At 67.5% G+C, this 17297-nt stretch carries 21 protein-coding genes; 9 read left to right on the forward strand and 12 right to left on the reverse strand.

All coding sequences use genetic code 11. The features are described 5' to 3' along the window. Positions 1–114: 114 nt before the first annotated feature. Both merB and OG417_RS51495 read left to right on the forward strand, forming a co-directional pair. Positions 115–783: an organomercurial lyase gene (merB, locus tag OG417_RS51490; RefSeq protein WP_329246350.1), complete on the forward strand. Its 669-nt coding sequence runs from the start codon at positions 115–117 to the stop codon at positions 781–783. A 57-nt stretch (positions 784–840) separates the two neighbouring features. Then, positions 841–1368, forward strand: a complete 528-nt coding sequence (locus tag OG417_RS51495; protein WP_329246355.1) for a PaaI family thioesterase — start codon at positions 841–843, stop codon at positions 1366–1368. A gap of 98 nt (positions 1369–1466) precedes the next feature. Here OG417_RS51495 and OG417_RS51500 read toward each other — a convergent pair whose 3' ends face one another. The 4 genes from OG417_RS51500 to OG417_RS51515 all read right to left on the reverse strand — a co-directional run bounded on the left by OG417_RS51500 (position 1467) and on the right by OG417_RS51515 (position 4395). Beyond that, positions 1467–1955, reverse strand: coding sequence for a hypothetical protein (locus tag OG417_RS51500; protein WP_329246357.1), 489 nt, complete (start codon positions 1953–1955; stop codon positions 1467–1469). A gap of 84 nt (positions 1956–2039) precedes the next feature. Beyond that, positions 2040–2582 carry a DinB family protein gene (locus tag OG417_RS51505; protein ID WP_442875632.1) on the reverse strand — a complete coding sequence of 181 codons (543 nt, stop codon included), beginning with the start codon at positions 2580–2582 and terminating at the stop codon, positions 2040–2042. Further along, the gene (locus OG417_RS51510; RefSeq protein WP_329246360.1) at positions 2579–2740 is read right to left on the reverse strand and encodes a hypothetical protein; all 162 of its coding nucleotides are present in this window, start codon (positions 2738–2740) and stop codon (positions 2579–2581) included. Before OG417_RS51510 ends, OG417_RS51505 begins: the two co-directional genes overlap by 4 nt. Before the next feature lie 86 nt (positions 2741–2826). After that, positions 2827–4395 (reverse strand): DHA2 family efflux MFS transporter permease subunit, encoded by a 1569-nt coding sequence (locus OG417_RS51515; protein WP_329246363.1) that lies wholly within the window; start codon positions 4393–4395, stop codon positions 2827–2829. A 3-nt stretch (positions 4396–4398) separates the two neighbouring features. On the opposite strand from OG417_RS51515, the gene OG417_RS51520 reads away from it, so the two are divergent. Continuing rightward, positions 4399–4839, forward strand: coding sequence for an ArsR/SmtB family transcription factor (locus tag OG417_RS51520; protein WP_329246365.1), 441 nt, complete (start codon positions 4399–4401; stop codon positions 4837–4839). 134 nt (positions 4840–4973) lie between these two features. On the opposite strand, the gene OG417_RS51525 is transcribed toward OG417_RS51520, so the two are convergent. Beyond that, entirely contained in the window at positions 4974–5840 is an 867-nt protein-coding gene (locus tag OG417_RS51525) for an alpha/beta fold hydrolase (protein ID WP_329246368.1), read from the reverse strand. A 104-nt stretch (positions 5841–5944) separates the two neighbouring features. Here OG417_RS51525 and OG417_RS51530 point away from each other — a divergent pair, with 104 nt between their 5' ends. Further along, the gene (locus OG417_RS51530; protein ID WP_329246371.1) at positions 5945–6562 is read left to right on the forward strand and encodes a TetR/AcrR family transcriptional regulator; all 618 of its coding nucleotides are present in this window, start codon (positions 5945–5947) and stop codon (positions 6560–6562) included. Between the two features lie 224 nt (positions 6563–6786). Here the strand turns inward: OG417_RS51530 and OG417_RS51535 are convergent, their stop codons facing one another. Continuing rightward, a complete protein-coding gene (locus tag OG417_RS51535; protein WP_329246373.1) occupies positions 6787–7959 on the reverse strand; it encodes an epoxide hydrolase family protein in 1173 nt (390 codons plus the stop codon). A 192-nt stretch (positions 7960–8151) separates the two neighbouring features. Here OG417_RS51535 and OG417_RS51540 point away from each other — a divergent pair, with 192 nt between their 5' ends. From OG417_RS51540 to OG417_RS51555, 3 genes are all read left to right on the forward strand, one after another. Continuing rightward, positions 8152–8724: a CGNR zinc finger domain-containing protein gene (locus OG417_RS51540; protein ID WP_329246376.1), complete on the forward strand. Its 573-nt coding sequence runs from the start codon at positions 8152–8154 to the stop codon at positions 8722–8724. Between the two features lie 415 nt (positions 8725–9139). After that, the gene (locus tag OG417_RS51550) at positions 9140–9742 is read left to right on the forward strand and encodes a TetR family transcriptional regulator (protein WP_329246379.1); all 603 of its coding nucleotides are present in this window, start codon (positions 9140–9142) and stop codon (positions 9740–9742) included. Positions 9743–9848: 106 nt separating this feature from the next. Then, positions 9849–10271 (forward strand): MerR family transcriptional regulator, encoded by a 423-nt coding sequence (locus OG417_RS51555; protein ID WP_329246382.1) that lies wholly within the window; start codon positions 9849–9851, stop codon positions 10269–10271. Between the two features lie 59 nt (positions 10272–10330). On the opposite strand, the gene OG417_RS51560 is transcribed toward OG417_RS51555, so the two are convergent. Next, positions 10331–11602, reverse strand: coding sequence for an MFS transporter (locus OG417_RS51560; RefSeq protein ID WP_329246385.1), 1272 nt, complete (start codon positions 11600–11602; stop codon positions 10331–10333). A 124-nt stretch (positions 11603–11726) separates the two neighbouring features. After that, a complete protein-coding gene (locus tag OG417_RS51565; protein ID WP_329246388.1) occupies positions 11727–12386 on the reverse strand; it encodes a TetR/AcrR family transcriptional regulator in 660 nt (219 codons plus the stop codon). Positions 12387–12606: 220 nt separating this feature from the next. Between OG417_RS51565 and OG417_RS51570 the strand changes: the two genes are divergently transcribed. Next, complete coding sequence (locus OG417_RS51570) at positions 12607–13458, forward strand: oxidoreductase (protein WP_329246390.1); 852 nt, start codon at positions 12607–12609, stop codon at positions 13456–13458. 8 nt (positions 13459–13466) lie between these two features. Here OG417_RS51570 and OG417_RS51575 read toward each other — a convergent pair whose 3' ends face one another. The 4 genes from OG417_RS51575 to OG417_RS51590 form a co-directional block, all read right to left on the reverse strand. Then, the gene (locus OG417_RS51575; RefSeq protein ID WP_329246393.1) at positions 13467–14123 is read right to left on the reverse strand and encodes a hypothetical protein; all 657 of its coding nucleotides are present in this window, start codon (positions 14121–14123) and stop codon (positions 13467–13469) included. A 128-nt stretch (positions 14124–14251) separates the two neighbouring features. Beyond that, the gene (locus OG417_RS51580; protein ID WP_329246395.1) at positions 14252–14941 is read right to left on the reverse strand and encodes a class I SAM-dependent methyltransferase; all 690 of its coding nucleotides are present in this window, start codon (positions 14939–14941) and stop codon (positions 14252–14254) included. A gap of 58 nt (positions 14942–14999) precedes the next feature. Further along, entirely contained in the window at positions 15000–15800 is an 801-nt protein-coding gene (locus OG417_RS51585; protein ID WP_329246396.1) for a hypothetical protein, read from the reverse strand. A gap of 40 nt (positions 15801–15840) precedes the next feature. Next, on the reverse strand, positions 15841–16443 hold the full coding sequence (locus OG417_RS51590; protein WP_329246397.1) for a TetR/AcrR family transcriptional regulator: 603 nt from the start codon (positions 16441–16443) through the stop codon (positions 15841–15843). Between the two features lie 26 nt (positions 16444–16469). Between OG417_RS51590 and OG417_RS51595 the strand changes: the two genes are divergently transcribed. Continuing rightward, positions 16470–17210 carry an SDR family oxidoreductase gene (locus tag OG417_RS51595; protein ID WP_329246400.1) on the forward strand — a complete coding sequence of 247 codons (741 nt, stop codon included), beginning with the start codon at positions 16470–16472 and terminating at the stop codon, positions 17208–17210. Positions 17211–17297: the final 87 nt, after the last annotated feature.

Consider the following 17297-nt stretch of genomic DNA (forward strand, 5'->3'; position numbering starts at 1 on the left):
GCCACCTGTTCGGATTTGATCTCGGCAAGCAGCCGCCCGTTCTCCGCAGCCAGTTCCACGTCGGTTACCGTCTGGATTTCAGAGCGGCAGAGCGTCCAGGGCATGATGGTATTCATGGATACGGAGCAGCTGCGACTTGCGGTCTACCGATCGTTCGCCACAACCGGGCGCCCACCGTCACGCAGCGAGTTGGCAGAAACAACAGGGCTGCCGATTGCTGCGGTCGACGCGGGGTTGCAGGCACTGCACGAGGAACACCACCTCGCCCTCGACCCGTCCGGCGAGCGGATTTTGATGGCGCATCCGTTCGCGTCGATCCCTCTAGGTTTCTCGGTGATGGGACGGCGAACGCTGTGGTGGGGTGGTTGCGCATGGGACTCGTTCGCGCTGCCGCACCTGCTGCCTGACGACCCGCAGGTGCTGGTGGCGACCAATTGCCCAGGCTGCGGGGCGGCGCTGGCGTGGACCGTCACGAACCAGGCACCACCGCCCGGCGATCAGGTCGCACACTTCCTCACCCCGGTCGCACGCATGTGGGACGACGTGGTCCGTACCTGCGGTCATCAGCGGATCTTCTGCAATGAGCAGTGCGTTGACACCTGGCGGAGCCGGACCGGCGAGCCGCTGGGCTACGTCATGGACCTGACGACACTCTGGCGGTTGGCCTCCGGTTGGTACGACGGTCGCCTCGACCAAGGCTACGTGCGCCGTGAACCGAAGACCGCGGCAGCCTACTTCGCTCAGGCAGGATTGACCGGCCCGTTCTGGGGCCTACCCGGCTGACCACGCACCACGTTCAAGGCTCAATGAGATCGATGAGATCCGAGCAGGAGAGTCACGTTGACCCTCGACCCAGAATACGTCGACGCTACCGATCAGAACCCGCCTCCAGAACGGCTGGGTTCTGGCCTTGAGTTCGAATCACCAAACGGGGAGCTGGACCCGGTGATCGATCGACGCGTCCGCGCAACCATCGCCAGCCAGTCCATGCTGTCCACCTTGGAGATCAAGCTACTCGGACTGGCGCCCGGACGCGCCGAGCTGGAGCTTGCCCGACGCGCCGACCTGTGCCAGCAGCACGGCTTCATCCACGCCGGCGCCATCACGACCCTCGTCGACTCGGCGTGCGGGTTCGCCGCCCTGACCGTTTTCCCACTGGACCGCGACGTGCTGACCGTCGACTTCTCACTCTCCCTCGTCGCGCCGGCAACCCAAGAGAAGTTCATCGCCGTCGGTTCCGTGCTGCGCAATGGCCGCACACTCACAACGTGCCGCGGCGAGGTGTTCGGCGTCGCCGCGGATGGGTCGAGAAAGGTTGTCGCTCTCATGCAGGCGACCATGATGGCCGTCACCACGCTGTCCGATTAATTGCGGAGCTCCTGCCGGGGGTCTGATCAGGACACGGGTCAAATCGACTACCCACAGCGGGTTCAGCGCGCTGCCGCCTGACGGGACGGCGCTCGCGGCTATGGGATCTCGGCCACCCGTAGGATTCCGACGACGATGTCGTCGGCAGCGCCGAGGACGACGAAGTTGTTAAGGTCGTGGCCGGCGATCGATTCGTATCCGAATGCCCCGTTGCCGTATATCGTCACATTCGTCAACCACCGCGCGCCCGGGCCGAGGAGTTCGACGAGTTCGCTCAGCACCGGCCGCGCATGGTCCTCGGTCCAGGGACCGCGGATATGATCCCACGCCAGATCCCGTGTGCAGCAATGAAGCATGATCGGCAGTACCTCGTCGGCCGACGCGCTTCGCAAGTATGCCTCTGCCATACGATCGACGGTCAGGGGCTCGGGATCGCCCCCCAATAGGCCGCGGTCGGTAAGTCGGGAATGGAGTTGTACCACAGCATCACCTGCGTCGGCGTTCGCCACCCAAACATGAAGATCATTCATTTCCTCATCGATGAGCGGCGCAAGCAATTCATGGACACGGGCCACCTTTTGCGGCATTGCTCGAACTCCTCGCCAACGGGAAAACTACACGCGCAAATTACCGTGGTATCGCCCACAAAGACTCCGCCTGGCTTGGGTGGGCTACAGCCCGACGGCTCCGTCGATCCGTTCGCGGAGCAGGTCGGCGTGGCCGTTGTGCCGGGCGTACTCCTCGATCATGTGGATGAGCACCCAGCGCAGCGATACCGTCCCGCGCCAGGAGTCGCCCACGACATCCAGATCCGGCGCGGCGTCGACGAGAGCGTCGGCGAACGCGACCTCGGTATGCCAGGCGTCCCACGCCGCGATGACAACAGCGGGATCGGCGACGGCGCCGTCGAAGTCGCCATCGGGATCGGTGTCGCCGGCGAAGCGCGGGGATGCGTCCTGACCGGCCATGACCTGCCGGAACCAGTAGCGTTCCACATCGGCGAGGTGCCGTACCAGTCCCAGCAGCGAGAGCGTGGAGGGCTCCACGGCGCGTCGGGACAACTCGGTGTCCAGGCCCGCGCACTTCAGCGTCAGGGTTCGCCGCTGCGCGGTCAGGAAGTCCTGGAGCATGGTTCGTTCGTCGCTGGTGGCGCTGCCGGTGAACCGGGGGTCGTGTTCGGCGTCGCTGAAGAAACCGGCTCTTCTGCGCGTCATGCCTTTGCGACCTTTTCCAGTCGCGCCTCCCAGGTGAACGTGTACGCGCCGCGGTCCTCCTCGGCTGCCGCGGCCGGTCCGGCCGCGTGCTCATGTCCGCGCGGTTCCAGACGCACATAGCGTCGTTCCAGCGTCGGAGCTGTCAGTGTGAATCCCATCTGGGGCTCCTGATCTTCAGAAGGTTGGCTCCGCCGCGTGGTCACACGCGGCTTGACCGTGTGCGGCACACGCATGCCGTCGAGCCCTATTTCGTCGCATTTGGCTTTCCGTGGTGTCGTGGGAGAGCCAGGGCGGGGATGACGGCGAAGGCGGTGAGGGCGAGCGTCCACCAGAAGGCGTTGTTGAACGCGGTGGCTCTACCCGCGAGCCCTCCGGTGCGGTGGGCGGTGAGTTCGGCCTGGATGATCACGGCCGTGATCGCCGCGCCGAAGGAGCCGCCGACTTGTTGGGCGATGCGAGTAGCGGCGCTGGCGTGGGGTATCTGCTCGCGTCGGAGCCCGATATAGGCGGTCGCCATGAGGGGGATGGTCACCGCACCGAATCCGGCGCCTCTGACGACGAGGCTGAGGCCGAGCAGGATTTCGTTGGGGTGAGTGCCGGCCTGGGTGTAGGCGGCGGTACCGATGACCATGAGCAGGAGCCCGCCGAGCACGACGGGCCGGGAGCCGACGCGGTCGGTGAGCTTGCCCGCTTTGGTCCTGGTGAGCAGCATCCCGAGTCCTTGAGGGGCGAGGAGGAGCCCGGCGTCGAGCGCGGTCTTGCCGCGCAGGGACTGGTAGTAGAGCGGCAGAAGCAGCAGGGCGCCATAGAGGGCGACGCCGGAGACGAACAGCAGCACCGTCGATGCCGCGAAGGTGCGAACCGTGAACAACCGCATGTCGACGAGCGCCGGCCGTGAGGTGCGCAACGCGTGAAAGACGAAGACGGCAAGGAGCGCGACGCCGGCGGTAAGGGGGACGACGACAACGAGGTGGTCGAAGCCGGCGTGGATGCCGACTTCGGTGAACCCGAAAATGATGGTGGCCAGCGCCGGTGAGAGTAGGAAGAGGCCGGTGAGGTCCAAGTAGGCGTTCTTGCGTCCGGTGCCCGGCTCCAGGCCGCGCCAGGCGAGGATGAGGCCGACGACCGCGATGGGCACGTTGATCCAGAACACCCATCGCCACGACAGGTCCGCGACGATCACGCCTCCGATGACCGGTCCGAGGATCGGTCCGAGTACGCCGGGAAGGCTGAGCGCGGCCGCGACCCGACCGAGGTTGCGGCCCCCGGACGCCCGGACCAGCACGTTGGCCAGGATCGGATAGAGCAGTCCACCGGCCAGGCCTTGGAGCGCCCGGAAGATGATGAGGGTGTCCATGTTCCACGCCAGGCTCGCGAGGATCGAGCCGGCCATGAACAAGGCCAGGGCGCTTTGCCACGCTGCTTTTGCGCCGAAGCGTTCCATCGCCCATCCGGCGATGGGCACCGCCATGCCGAGCGCGAGCAAATAGCCGCTGATCGTCCACTGAGCAGCTGATACTGACGAGTGCAGGCCGTGGGCCAGAGCGTCGATGGCGACGTTGACGATGGTCGAGTCGAACAGGACCGGGGTGACTCCGACGAGCATGACCACGGCCGGCTTTACCAAAGCCGGGTCAAGGCGATCCTTCCCTGCTGTCGTGCTCCCGGAGCCCGCCTGCGTCTGCCCAGCCATAGCGTTAAGAAAAGCAGACGCTTGACAAAGCGTCAACAGATCTAGACGCTTGTCCTCGTGGGCAATGATGACAACGCTGCTGCGCCCGCCGCCACCAGCCAATTCAAGGCGCTGGGCCACCCGATGCGGCACCGGCTACTGGCCGCCCTCTCCGGAGGAGAGGCGACCATCAGTCAACTCGCCGTGGCGCTGGACAGTAACAAGGGCAACGTCGCGCACCACCTGAAGGTGCTCGCCGACGCCGGACTGGTCGAGCTTGCGGGGACACAGCGGGTCCGCGGCGGCACCGAGCAGTACTACCGACGCACCATGTCCGGCCCGGATGTCAGCCGAACCACGCTCGCCGAGGACGAGTCCAACGCCTTCGCTGTGGCGGAGCCCGGCGTTTTTCTAGCGCTGCGGACGCTCAGACTGACCCCTCGGCACGCCGAGCGGCTCACGACGATCCTCCGCGACCTGGCCGGCCAGCCGGACGATGGAGACGGCCGGCCCTACAGTGTGATCCTCGGTCTGTACCAGCTGGACCAGACTCCCCCGCCCGGCACAAGTACGACCAGCGGCTGATCTTTAAGCTGCCTGCCCGGGCCGCGGCAACGGGGGTATCGGGGGCGCGCCTCGCCGAGGTGAGCAGTGGAGTCGTCGCTCACCTCGTCTCGTATATCCAGGCGTGTACTTGAGATAAGGCGGTTTGCTCCTGGTCAGCTTCGGTCGCCGGTGGCCCAATGGCGACGGATGTGCGAGGAGAGTTCGGCGGCGCGCTCATGAGGGAAGAAGAGCCTTCCGTCGGCGATCTCGACCAGGTCACGTGCGCCGGGGATGGTGTCGTGCAACCAGTGCGCCCACTTCAAGTCGAAGAACTCGTCGTCGGTCGCCCAGGCGATCAGTGTAGGGACGCGCAGAGCACGCAGAGCCGGCTCGGCGGCGAGCAGATCGTCCGGCCCCAGCCCGGCGATCAGTTCCTGGAAGCGCGCGGCGGCCGCCGGGGTGCCGATGACCGGTTCGAGGAACGCGGCGACCAACTCCGCGCTCAGGAACTGCGGGTCCTGGTAGCCGGTGGCGAAGAACGCCCGGGCAGCGGCGGGGTCAGTGAGGATTGCCGGAGCCGCCGCCGCGAGTTGGCCGGCGCGAGCCGCCTCCACGGTGGCGGCCATCGCGGCCGGCGGGATGTTGTCACGCGTCTCGCAGTTGGTCAGGGTCAGCGTGCGTACCAGTTCGGGATGGCGGGCGGCAAGGATCTGGGCGACCGCACCACCGGTGTCGTGGCCGACCAGGTCGACCTGGCCGAGACGCGCGCCCGCGCAGACCTCGGCGAGCGTGTCGGCGAACGAACCGACCGTGAGCTGGTGTTCGGGCGCGGCCAGGCTCTGCCCATGTAGCGGTAGGTCGATGGCGACGCAGCGTCGCGTGTCGGCAAGCAGCGGAATCAGGTTGTGCCAGATGTAGGCGTTGGTCGCGATCCCGTGCACGAACAGCGCCGCCGGACCGGTACCGATCTCGACATAACTCATCTCGCCGGCCTGGGTGTGCACGGTGTGGCGGTGGTCGTCGAACCCGGTCAGAAACATCGGTCGCCTCCGCGATCGTAGAGTGAACGGCGATAACACCAAGAAACCGACCGTTGGTCTAGAACTTAGTAAACCGACTGTCGGTTTGGCAACTGGAGGAGAGTGTGGATCGACGCGTTGACCGGGGGCAGGCGACCCGGCGACATCTGGTTGAGGTGGCGACGGAGTTGTTCGCCGACCGAGGCTATGAGGGCACTTCGATCGAGGCTGTCCTGGAGCATGCCGGGGTAAGTCGCGGATCGCTATATCACCACTTCGCGAGCAAAGAGCGCCTGTTCGAGGCGGTTGTGGAGGCAGTCCATGCGCAGGTCGGTGAAGCCACCCTCGCCGCTGCCACAGCCAGCGGGGAGACGGAGGCTTGCGGCCTGCTCAAGGCGGCTGAGATGGCCTGGATCCGGCTCGCCGGCGACGCCGTCGTACGCCGGATATTGCTGATCGACGCGCCGACCGTGCTGGGCTGGCGTCGCTGGCGCGGCATCGAGGAGCAGTACGGCCTGGGCATGCTCAAGGCCGTTCTGCAGCAGGCCGCCGATGCCGGTCGTGTGCCGGCGCCGCTTGTCGAACCGTTCGCGCACATCCTGCTGGCCGCCGGCAACGAGATGGCACTGGTCATCGCCCTGGCCGACGACGTGCCCGCTGCCCAGGCCACTGCTGAGGCTGCCGTCGAGGAGTTCCTCGATCGCATGTTGCAGCCGACCGAGCTCCAGGCCACCGACACCTAGGCCAGGATGCGGACAGCGACAGCCCATTGGCCGCCATCGCATGCCGGCCCGGTGGCCAGGATCGTCAGGCGACTCGGAGGGCGCGCAGATTGGCGATGTGGCCTCATGGGGTGGCGAGGCTGGATGAGTTGTTCGCGCGAGGAGTCAACAGCTCCCTGTCCGGAAACAGGCGTCGAGCCCGGGGTGAGGCGGGGCACTGCCCGTGACGGTCGGGGCGGCGGGGTTCATCGATTGGCGGCCAGCACTGCCGCGAGGCCTTCTTGCAGGTCCTTGACGAAATACTCGGGAACCTCCAGCGACGGGAAATGTCCTCCGGTTTCAGGCGACCTCCATCGGACGATCTGCCGGTACCGCTCCTGTGCCCAGGGGCGCGGACACTTCTCGACGTCACGGGGATACATAGTGAGTGCTGACGGGACGTCGACCCGAAGTTCGGGGTCCAGCGAGTTGTGGCTTTCGTAGTAAATGCGGGCCGCCGATGCGCCGGTCCGCGTCAGCCAATACAGGGTGACGTCGTCTAGAACGCGATCTCTGGAAATCGTCTCGAACGGGCTATCGTCGGTATCTGACCACTCGGCGAACTTGTCAAGGATCCAGGCAAGAAGCCCGACCGGTGAGTCGACGAGCGAGTAGCCGATGGTCTGCGGCCGGGTCGCCTGCTGCTTCGCGTACGCCGCGCGGTGGCGCCAGAAATCGCGGGTTTCCTCGGTCCACTTGCGCTCGACCGCCGTCAGCCCGTCCGTTGTCAACCCAGGCGGTCCCTCCGCGAACGTTGTGTGGATGCCGAGAACGTGCGCCGGGAACCTGCCGCCGAGGACCGTGGTGATATTACCTCCCCAGTCGCCGCCGTGGGCTGCGAACTTGCTGTAGCCGAGCCGTCCCATCAGTTCCACCCATGCGGCCGCGATCCTTTCGGTTCCCCACCCGGTGGTGGCCGGCTTGTCGCTGTAACCAAAACCTGGCAACGACGGGACCACGACGTGGAACGCCGGCGCGGCTGCATCTTTCGGATCTGCCAGCTCGTCCACTACGTCGATGAACCGAACAATGCTGTCTGGCCAGCCGTGCGTCAAGATCAGAGGAGTGGCGTCCGCGCGCGCGGATCGGCGGTGCAGGAAGTGGATTCCCAGATCATCAATGGTCGTGCGGAACTGGCCGATCCGGTTGAGGCGCGCTTCGAACGACCGCCAGTTGTACCCGGTGCGCCAGTAGTTCACGACATCGACGAGATCGGCGAGAGGAACGCCCTGTTCCCATCGGCGAGGGTCGGGCGCTGCGCGATAGACCGTCTCGGCTTCCGGCAGCCGCGCCGCGACCAGTCGCGCGCGCAGATCGTCGAGGTCGGCGTCGGTTGCGTGGGCTTCGAATGCTCGCACGTCGCTGGTCAGGCGGTTCATGAGGCGTTGCCGCCGGAGTGGGCCGTCGTGGTGACAAGGCCACGGTCAGTGCCGGGCGCAGCGTCGGCGACGCACCGATGCGTGGGCATGGGACCTCCTGGTCATCGTGGAACCGACTCAAGCCTGTTTAGAACCGGCTAAGACGGTTCTAGCACGCTTCAATGCCGGTGGACAACCGGCTAAGGTGGTTCCATGCGTACTCGGCTCCCCGACTTCCGCCTCGGTAGCGTGCTGGCGACCAGCTTCACGGGGACTCTGACGGAGCGTCGCGGCAACGCCGTGGAACGCATTCCCACGCCGCACCGACTCGTCGACTGGCTGACGGTGAACGGCCTCGCCGTGGAGTCCTGCACCACCGCCCAGCTCGAACGCGCTTGGGAGCTGAGGGAGGCAATTCACGCCGCCGCGACAGCTGCCGCGACCCAAGACGCTCTCCCTGCGTCTGCCGTCCAAGTCATCAATGACCGCAGCACTCAGGGCCGGGCCGCGGCCATCCTGACACCCGAGGGCGATCGGCGATGGCAACTCAGCTCGGCTTCCTGCGTAGAAGATGCCCTAGGCGTGATCGCCGCCGATGCGATCAGCATCATCGCAGGCGAACGAGACGGAAAATTGGCCTTGTGCGCATCGCCAACCTGCCAAGCCGCCTTCTTCGACACCAGCCAAAGTCGCACCCGCAAATGGTGTGACATGAACACGTGCGGAAATCGTCAGAAGAAAGCGCGCTTCAACGCCAACCAGCGCAAGAACCCATCAGCAAAGTAGTCGTTATCCTTAGCACGGAGCCCGTTACCGCCGACATCCTGTTCACCGCCGCACTGGACGGGCCATCCGTTCGGCCAGTCGGCCACGCCTGGCCTGCGACGACCGTGCCGAACACCCGGCCGGCGGGGTCCCACGCCTCGAAGGCCGCCACCTCAACCTCGACCCCGGTCCGCCGGGCGAACTCGGCCATCCGCGCGTCGGGATCGACGCCGAGCACCGCGCAGCCGGCGGCTGTCGTAACGCTCGGGATCTACACCAAATGACTCCGCCATCCCGCGGGCTTGATGCGCCTGGCGGGGCACACGTTGGGACGTACGGGGGTTCTTTTGCCGTAGAGTGGGCATGTGCCCATTCTAGTGGGCACATGCCCACTCAGTCAACCGATGGGGATCATCGAGGTGTGGAGGGTCGCACGGTGCCGACCGGGGTGTACATCCATGACGCGCGCCGGCAGTTGTTCGACGCTGCCGAGCGTGTCCTGTTGCGGGACGGGCCGAGCGCGCTGACCAGTCGGGCGATCGCTACAGAGGCGGGCGTCGCCAAGGGTGTCCTGCACCGGCACTTCGCCGACTTCGACGCCTTCCTCGTCGAGCTTGCGCAAGCCCGCGTCGCCCGTATCGAGGGCCAGGCCGGCGCGCTGCGCGAATCCGCTGGGACCGGCACCGTCGCCGGGAACCTCACCGGCGCGCTGATGGACCTGTTCGGCTCGGTCACAGTAGCGATCGTCAGTCTCGTCATCTTCCGGGACGAGTTGCGCGTCCGGCTACGCAACGCCAGGTCGGCTCAGGGTGTCCCGGTTCTGGCGGAGGCCGGCGCGATGATCGCCTCCTACCTCACCGATGAGTGCGAGCTGGGCCGCATCGCGGCCGATTCAGATGTCGACTCGCTCGCGGTCTCGCTGATCGGGGGCGGGTACGTACTCTTCGCCGGCCGGGAGGGCGCCCCGCCGGGTACCGAAGCCGTTAACAAGGTCGTGACTACGGTCATCGCCGATGTCGTGCAAAGACGGCTGCTGTGAACCGCCTGCGGCGAACCGCTCGACGCAAGGTAGCCGTCGGGGTCGGCAACGAGGGTTCGCCATACGATGCAGGCTGGCAATTGAAGTCGACTTTAGGCCAAGTCAAATGGCGGAATCGCACCTGATCGACATCGGCGACGTCGTGAAGCACACCGGCTTCGCGGCCTCGGCCCTGCGCTACTACGAGAGGCTCGGCCTGATCACTTCCGCTGGCCGCCACGGGCAACGGCGCCTCTACGACCCGCAGATCATCGACCGGCTCGCCACGATCGCCGCGGCCACGCAGGCCGGCTTCCGCCTCGATGAACTGGCCAAACTCCTGGACGGTGGCGGCGACCAGGACGAGCAACTGCGCGACAGTCTCCGCACCAAGGCCGACGAACTCGACGTCAGCATCGCCCGGCTCACCGCGGCCCGGGACCGGCTCCGCCACGCCGCGGACTGTCCGGCGACACCCATCTGGAACTGCCCGGACTTCCTCCGCGACATCGAACAGCATCTACCCGCCCAGCGCAGGGCCTCCGGTTGATCGCCGCCGTATCCAGCGCCTGCCCAACGACAACAGGCCGACCCCGCCGTCTCCGGTCCTCATGCGGATATGCCCACCGCCGGCTTCTGTGACGGCTCGCCGGGACCACAGAGCCGCAGGGCGTTGAGCCGCCGCTCGCAGGCACGCCGCTGCACCAGTGACAGCCCGGTGACCACGGCGCCGAGGGACAGCCAGCCGACCGGGCCGAGGGGCAGTACCGCCCCGGTCAGCAGCGGAGGCCCGGCGGACCGCTGGACGGACTGGGCCATTCCGGCCACGCCGAGGTACGCCGCCCGCGCTTCCCGGGGTGCGAGCGAGACCGCCAGTTCCCAGGAACTCACCGAACGGGCCAGCTCGCCCAGCGTGATCAGTGCCGCCGCGGCGAGCAGCCCGGCCGAGGCGGCCCACGGCCCCGCCCCGACGACCGCCGCCATGACCGCACAGCTCGTCAGCAACGTCAGTCCGTACAGCGTCAGGACCCGCGCCGCGCGACGCGGGCCCTCGGTCCTCGCCGAGACCCGCATCTGCAGGGCCACGACCAGCACCGTGTTGATCACGAGGAAGGCCGGGACAAGCGCGTGCGGCGCGGCCGTACGATTCACGAGCCACAGCGGCAGCCCCACCTTGAGGATCGAGTCGTCCAGGTTCATCGGGGTGTCGAGCAGCACGAACAGCAGATAGCCCCTGTCCCGCCAGGGGCTCCGCGGGACCATCGCCGTCGTACGGGCGGGTCGCGAGGCCGAACGCGCCGCACCGAGGGGCTCCCGGGTGCGCCACACCATGGCCGCCGCGACGAGGAACGACAGCGCGTTCACTCCGATCAAGGCGCGGTAGGCGCCGGCGGTTCCCACGGCGAGCCCCATCGCGGCGATGCCCGCACCGAGCGCATACGCCGCGTTCACGGCGCTCCTCGACAGGGCACGGAACGTCGAGCGCCGCTCCCCTGCCACCTCGGTCGCGAACAGCATCTCCAGCATCTTCGCCGCGCCGTCCCCCACGTACATGACGGCGACCGCGGGCAGCAGTACGGCGAAGGCGCCGGAGAGCGGCAACAGGCAGAGGACCCCGAGACGCATCAGGTGACAGCCGGCGAGCAGGGACCGCAACGGGAACCGCCCGGCGAGTCGACCCGCCAGGGGTGATCCAACGATGCCCGCCATCCCGGCGATACCCAGCATCAGACCGATCTGCCCGGCGTTCAGCCGAGCCACGAACGCGAAGTACAGAACCGAGGACGCGGCCCACACCCCGGTCCCCGCCCGATCGACGAACTGCGCGCCCAGCATGATCCGCGCGTCACGGCCACCGGGCGGATGACGCAGCTGAGCCACGAGACCATCTCCGCGCCGCCGAGGTCGCTCTCCCCTGCGCCCCATGGCCGCCCACCCCCGATCCGCATCAAAAACCTTGACGTCAAGAGATCGGAAGTAGCCTGCACCCGCTATAAGCTCGACGTCAAGATACTTGACGTCGAGCTACATGCTCCGTGGCGGAGCGGAGAGCTTCGCTCGGTGGGCAGGCGGTCGCGTCGCGGGTGCTGTAGGCGGCGAGGAACATCTCCAGCAGCGCGTCGACCTCGGCGGCGCCGATGGATCTGGTCGAGAGCAGGTGCCGGTAGTACAGGGCACCGCACAAGATCTCGGAGGCGAAGGTCAAGTCCGCGTCCGCGACGAGTTCTCCCGAGTGCTGGGCGCGGGTGACGCGGTCGAGGGTGCGCTCTTCGACGGTGGCAAGGAAGCGTTGGTGGAGTTCGTCTCGCAGGGCGGGATCGGCTTGGGCTTCGGCGATCGCCGCGCGGTAGACGGGTCCGATCGGCGGCTCGGCCAGTGCGGCACTGGAGCGCAGGAACTGCTCTCGCAGGTCCGCGCGGATGTCGCCGGTATCACGGTAGTTCAGGTCGCTGATCCATACGTGGCTGAGCGCATCCATGATCAGCTCGGCCTTGGACGGCCAGCGCCGGTAGATCGTGTGCTTGCCCACGCCGGCCTTCCGGGCCACCGCCTCGATAGTCAGCCCTGCGTATCCGTCCTGGGCTGCGATGTCGAGCGTCGTACGTAGCAGTTCATCGGTCCGTACGGCGCCCCGGCGCCTCGGGGTGGTGGGCGTGTCTGCCATATCGGCGACTCTATCGGCACAGATCGTGCCGTTGACAGCCTCCGAAGAATGAGGGCAAACTGTCGCCGCGGAACAGCACGAAGCGTGCCGTTAAGTGAGTGGGAGTGTCACGGCAGGCTGAAGCGTGTGCTGTCAGGACCTTGTCGCATACCCGGAGATTGCTCTCTGAGACCAGCCACACCTCGACCCGCCCTGGTCACCCGAAGGAAGAAGGCAAGTCATGTCCGCGCAGTCCGCGAGCACACGCACCTGGCTGATCACCGGAGCAACGTCCGGTATCGGAGGTGCCGTCGCCGCTGCCGCGCTGGAGGCCGGCGACACGGTGGTCGCGGCTGTCCGGCGTCCTGAACGCTTCGCCGACCTGGCCGCCGCTCACCCCGGGCGCGGGCACGCGCCCCACCTTGATGTCACCGATGCCCGGCGCATCGAGGAGGTCGTCGCCGAGACGGCGGATCGACACGGCCGTATCGATGTGGTCGTCAACGCAGCTGGACGCGGGCTGATAGGGGCCGCCGAGGAAACCACCGACTCCGAGCTGCGCGCCCTGATGGACCTGCACTTCTTCGGCCCTGCCGCCCTCACCCGCGCAGCGCTGCCTTACCTGCGGGCGCACCGTTCCGGATGGATTGTGCAGATCACCAGCATGGGCGGGCGATTGTCGTTCGCCGGCGTGCCGGCCTACTCGGCCACCAAATTCGCCCTCGAAGGCTGGTCCGAGGGCCTGGCGCACGAGGTCAGGCCGCTCGGGATCAAGGTGCTCATCGTCGAACCCGGGGCATTCCGCACCGGCTTCGCCGCCGACGGCGCCCTGCAGCGCAGTGCCCCGATCCCGGCCTACGGCGCGGTCATCGATCCGGTCTGGCAAGCCAATCGCGACAGCCACGGCCGGCAACCGGGAGACCCCGCGAAGGCCGCCGCCGCGATTCTGTCCGCGCTGGACGCGCAGGACCCGCCGCTGCGGCTGCCGCTGGGTAACGACGCGGCCGACGCGATCGGCAGCCAGGTGGCCGATGCCCGCCGAGATCTGCTTGTCTGGGAGCAGCTGAGCCGCAGCACCGACGTGGACGCTTGACGACGCCCCTAAGCCGGGTTGCCGAGGTGGCGGGTCCAGGGTCCGCCGACGTGGGTCCGGCTTGCGCTCTGGCCGGGCGCCAGGTCGAGGACATCGACCAACGTCGGATCTTCGTCCACGGAGTGGTGGAGATGTCCGACTTTACCGTCGCCGGCGTCCGTGGTGCCGATGAGCTGCCAGAGGCCGTCGTCGGCGTCGTTACCTATCAGCAGGACGGGCTCGCGAAGCTCGAAGACCTCGATGGTCTGGTGGCAGCGGGTGCCCAGGAGCCAGTGCCGCATCCACCGCGCGCGTCGATCGCGCTCCATGACGTGGTCCGCGACCCACCACACGAACGGCAGGTCCTCATGGGCGCGCGCCTGGTCCGCCGTCAGGTCCGGTCCGCCCTGTGGCACCTGCTCGAACGGCTCGTCGATGAGCGAGAACGCGTGGCCGTCCTCGTGCTCGAACACCACAGCGTGGAACGTGCCGCCGCCGGGATTGCCGACGCCGATTCCAATCGACAGCCGAGCGACGTGCGGCTCCGACCCCGTGGTCCAGCCGAATGCGTACGAGGCCAGTTCACCCCGAGGGCCGACGAATTCCCCGAAGGCCCGCCGGTCCATGCCGGTGGCCTCCGAAGTCGGCGCCTCGACGAGCCGACCTTCCAGAACCTGGATGTCCACGCGGCCAACCTAGCCGAGCTCGGACACCGATACGGCCGGACTTCGAACCGGCCCGGGGACGGGGCAGAAGTGCGGCACGTCGGTGTACAGGGTCGTCGAGGGCCATGGCGGTCGTTCGGCATGACCGGTCAATGGCTGAACGGTTCGTAGAAAGAATCGACGGCGGGCTGGCCGGTGTAATTCGGGCCGGCTTGGTCATCGGCCCCGAGATAGCGGTAGGGGAGCCGAATCTCCGCACCGCCATGACGAGAGATTCGGCGGCGAGCAGGATCGTAGACGAACCCTTGCCGGCGCAGTTCGGCCGTGAGCCGACGACCAGCCGGTCTTCCATTCGCGGAGCGGACCGAACGGACGTCGAAGTTGGCGACGAACAGCCCGTTGTCGGCGAGCCAGGAGGCTACACGCGTCAGCGCGCCGAGTTTGTCGCCGACATAGTGCAGCCCATGCACGCACGTGATCAGGTCGAATCGGCCGTCGGGCACCCACTCGGTCACCGAACCGGTGACCAGCTGCAATGCCGGCGGGAAGGGACCCGCCACGAAGTGGTCCACCAGGTCCAGCCCGACGATCTCCACCCGTCCCGCCGTGTCCCGGCCGGCCAGGAGCCGGGCGGCCTCTGCCGGCGCGCGCCCGCTTCCACAGCACACGTCCAGCCACCGTACGCCCGCCCTCGCACTACGGCCGGTGAGTTCCGCGATGATGTCCACGCCGAGCTCACGGCCGTAACCGTTCGAGCCGCTGAGCGACCGCTCACGATTCATCACGCAGTTCGCCACCACCGAAGAACTCTCCAGGGCGGCGTCGTCCAACAACCTCATCGGCATGCGCAACCTTGTCGGATCTCGTATTACGCCTCGCAACATCCACGCCGCCGCCTCAGTATCTGCTGCCGGGCTGCACGACGTCCGGGCCGCCGGTGTGCGGCGTCGGCGGGTAATCGCGATGCGGCTCCGGAAGCGCCGCCACGCATGCCGCGGAGCACGCGTTCACCAGGAGCGGGAGCACGTCGGTGCCGACCAGGCAAGAAATCCACACCTGACGCAGCTCATGGTCGACCGGTCCGCTGCAGACACTGCAGTTCCGTACCGCGTCGGCGCCCCACACGGCTGGGTCGAGCGCGGCGAAATCCGCATCCCCGGAGTCGGTCACGGGCCGCAGCGCCGGAAACGGTGGCCGGAACTTGAAGTTGCCGTACAGGACCCGCGTGCTCACCGTGCTGCCGGCGAGCCTTACGCACCGGGTCAGTTCGTACGGGTACCAATGCAACCGGTGCGAGGTGTAGGGCTCGAAGATCTCAAGGCTCGTCATGGCTCCGATCTCGGGCGGAATGCGCACCAGGTTCGTGCCGTAGAGCACGAGATGTGTAACGGCGGTCAGCTTCGCGATCGTGGGCGGTAGCGTGACGATCTGCCGTCGCTCCAGGGCGCTCATCTCCACGAACGGTTTGAACACCGTCCGCCCGTCTGCGGCCGCCTCATCGATCAGCGCCAGCAGATGCCGCCAACCCGGAGCCTCGGTGTCCTGCAGGTCCCCGTGAAAGGAAACGGTCGCCGGCCGGGTCGCGATCGAATGGCCAACGCAGCGGCACCGATCCCGGTCAGGCCCGCCCGACATGGACCCGACGGCGTCCGCGAACCGGTTGGGCAACAACTGCGGTTCGACCTCATCCGTACCCATCTGAGAAACGTATCGCCGGGACGGCATCGAGACACCACGATCAGGGGCGGTGTGCGCGGAGGCCGTCGACGAGGATCGACAGCAACCGCGGTCCTCGCGCGTCGAGTTCGGCGTCGTCCAGTCGCGACAACCAGCTGATGAGCACGATGACGTCTCGGGCTTCGGCGTCGGCGCGGACGCTGCCGTCCGAGCGACCGGCGGCCAGCAGCAGTTCCACCGCCTCACCGATCGGGCCGAGACTGTGGGCGGCGAGGTCACGCCACGTCGCCGCCTCGACGGCGGCGAACACATCGCGCTTGACCCGGGCGTAGGCGGCCACCCGGTCGAACCACGCCGCCAACGCGTCCAGCGGCCGGTGACTCGCCAGCAGGCGCGGAGCCGCGGCGACCAGCTCTTCCACATCACGGCGGTACACCTCGGCGAGGAGGTCCTCACGTGTCGGGAAGTGCCGGTAGAGCGTGCCCTGCCCGATGCCGCAGGCCTTCGCGACCGCGTTGAGCTTCAGCTCCCCCGGCTCGTGCACGAGATCGCGCGCCGCTTGAAGGATCCGTTCGCGGTTGCGCTGTGCGTCCGCGCGCCGGGTTCCGCCACCCTGGGCAGAACCGGACACATGTCCGCTAAGGTTGTCGGAGTAACCGGACATGTGTCCACTTTAACCAGAGGATCTTCATGACCATTCACAGCAAGGTCGTCGCCATCACCGGGGCCAGCAGCGGAATCGGTGAGGCGACGGCTCGCCACCTCGCCTCACTCGGTGCGGCCGTCGTCCTCGGCGCCCGCCGCACCGACCGGCTGGACCGGCTGGTCGCCGAGATCGAAGCCGCCGGCGGCGAGGCGGCCGCCACACGTGTGGACGTCACCGACCCCGGCGACCTCCACAAGCTCGTCACCGTCGCCGTCGAGCGCTTCGGCCGGCTGGACGTCCTGGTGGGCAACGCCGGGGTCAGCCGGATCAGCTCCATCGCCGACCTGGACGTCGAGGGCTGGTCGGCGATGGTCGACGTGAACGTCAAGGGGATCCTGCACGGGATCGCCGCGGCACTGCCGGTGTTCCGCCGTCAGGGCGGTGGTCACCTCGTCACCGTCGTCTCGACCTCCGGCCTGAAGATCGTCCCCACCCAGGCGGTGTACGCCGGGACGAAGAACGCGGTACGCACCCTCCTGGAGGGCCTGCGGCAGGAGAGCACCGACGGGGTGCTGCGGACGACGTCGATCTCCCCGGGCTACGTCCGCACCGAGCTCATCGACAACGCCGTCGACGATCCGGCCGTACGCGAGCAGGCCCGGCGGAACATGGCCGAACTCGGAATCGATCCCATGGCGGTGGCCCGGGCGATCGCCTTCGTGATCGACCAACCCGACGACGTCGAGATCGGGGACCTGACCATTCGACCGACTCGCCAGGGATGAACCTCCCTACACACCTCCGGCAAGGAACCTGTCAGCGCGCCGGCCAGTCCTAGGAAACAGGGGTCCTCGGGCGCGCCCGAGGGTGAC

The organism is Actinoallomurus sp. NBC_01490 (assembly GCF_036227085.1).
In the GTDB taxonomy this organism is placed as follows: Bacteria; Actinomycetota; Actinomycetes; order Streptosporangiales; family Streptosporangiaceae; genus Actinoallomurus; species Actinoallomurus oryzae.

Bases quoted from the DNA above. Each gene is read 5' to 3' on its own strand.
- merB (WP_329246350.1), top strand. From the start codon at position 115: ATGGATACGGAGCAGCTGCGACTTGCGGTCTACCGATCGTTCGCCACA.
- OG417_RS51500 (WP_329246357.1), bottom strand. From the start codon at position 1,955: ATGCCGCAAAAGGTGGCCCGTGTCCATGAATTGCTTGCGCCGCTCATC.
- OG417_RS51505 (WP_442875632.1), bottom strand. From the start codon at position 2,582: ATGACGCGCAGAAGAGCCGGTTTCTTCAGCGACGCCGAACACGACCCC.
- OG417_RS51510 (WP_329246360.1), bottom strand. From the start codon at position 2,740: ATGGGATTCACACTGACAGCTCCGACGCTGGAACGACGCTATGTGCGT.
- OG417_RS51520 (WP_329246365.1), top strand. From the start codon at position 4,399: ATGCGGCACCGGCTACTGGCCGCCCTCTCCGGAGGAGAGGCGACCATC.
- OG417_RS51525 (WP_329246368.1), bottom strand. From the start codon at position 5,840: ATGTTTCTGACCGGGTTCGACGACCACCGCCACACCGTGCACACCCAG.
- OG417_RS51535 (WP_329246373.1), bottom strand. From the start codon at position 7,959: ATGAACCGCCTGACCAGCGACGTGCGAGCATTCGAAGCCCACGCAACC.
- OG417_RS51540 (WP_329246376.1), top strand. From the start codon at position 8,152: ATGCGTACTCGGCTCCCCGACTTCCGCCTCGGTAGCGTGCTGGCGACC.
- OG417_RS51555 (WP_329246382.1), top strand. From the start codon at position 9,849: ATGGCGGAATCGCACCTGATCGACATCGGCGACGTCGTGAAGCACACC.
- OG417_RS51565 (WP_329246388.1), bottom strand. From the start codon at position 12,386: ATGGCAGACACGCCCACCACCCCGAGGCGCCGGGGCGCCGTACGGACC.
- OG417_RS51570 (WP_329246390.1), top strand. From the start codon at position 12,607: ATGTCCGCGCAGTCCGCGAGCACACGCACCTGGCTGATCACCGGAGCA.
- OG417_RS51580 (WP_329246395.1), bottom strand. From the start codon at position 14,941: ATGAGGTTGTTGGACGACGCCGCCCTGGAGAGTTCTTCGGTGGTGGCG.
- OG417_RS51585 (WP_329246396.1), bottom strand. From the start codon at position 15,800: ATGGGTACGGATGAGGTCGAACCGCAGTTGTTGCCCAACCGGTTCGCG.
- OG417_RS51590 (WP_329246397.1), bottom strand. From the start codon at position 16,443: ATGTCCGGTTACTCCGACAACCTTAGCGGACATGTGTCCGGTTCTGCC.
- OG417_RS51595 (WP_329246400.1), top strand. From the start codon at position 16,470: ATGACCATTCACAGCAAGGTCGTCGCCATCACCGGGGCCAGCAGCGGA.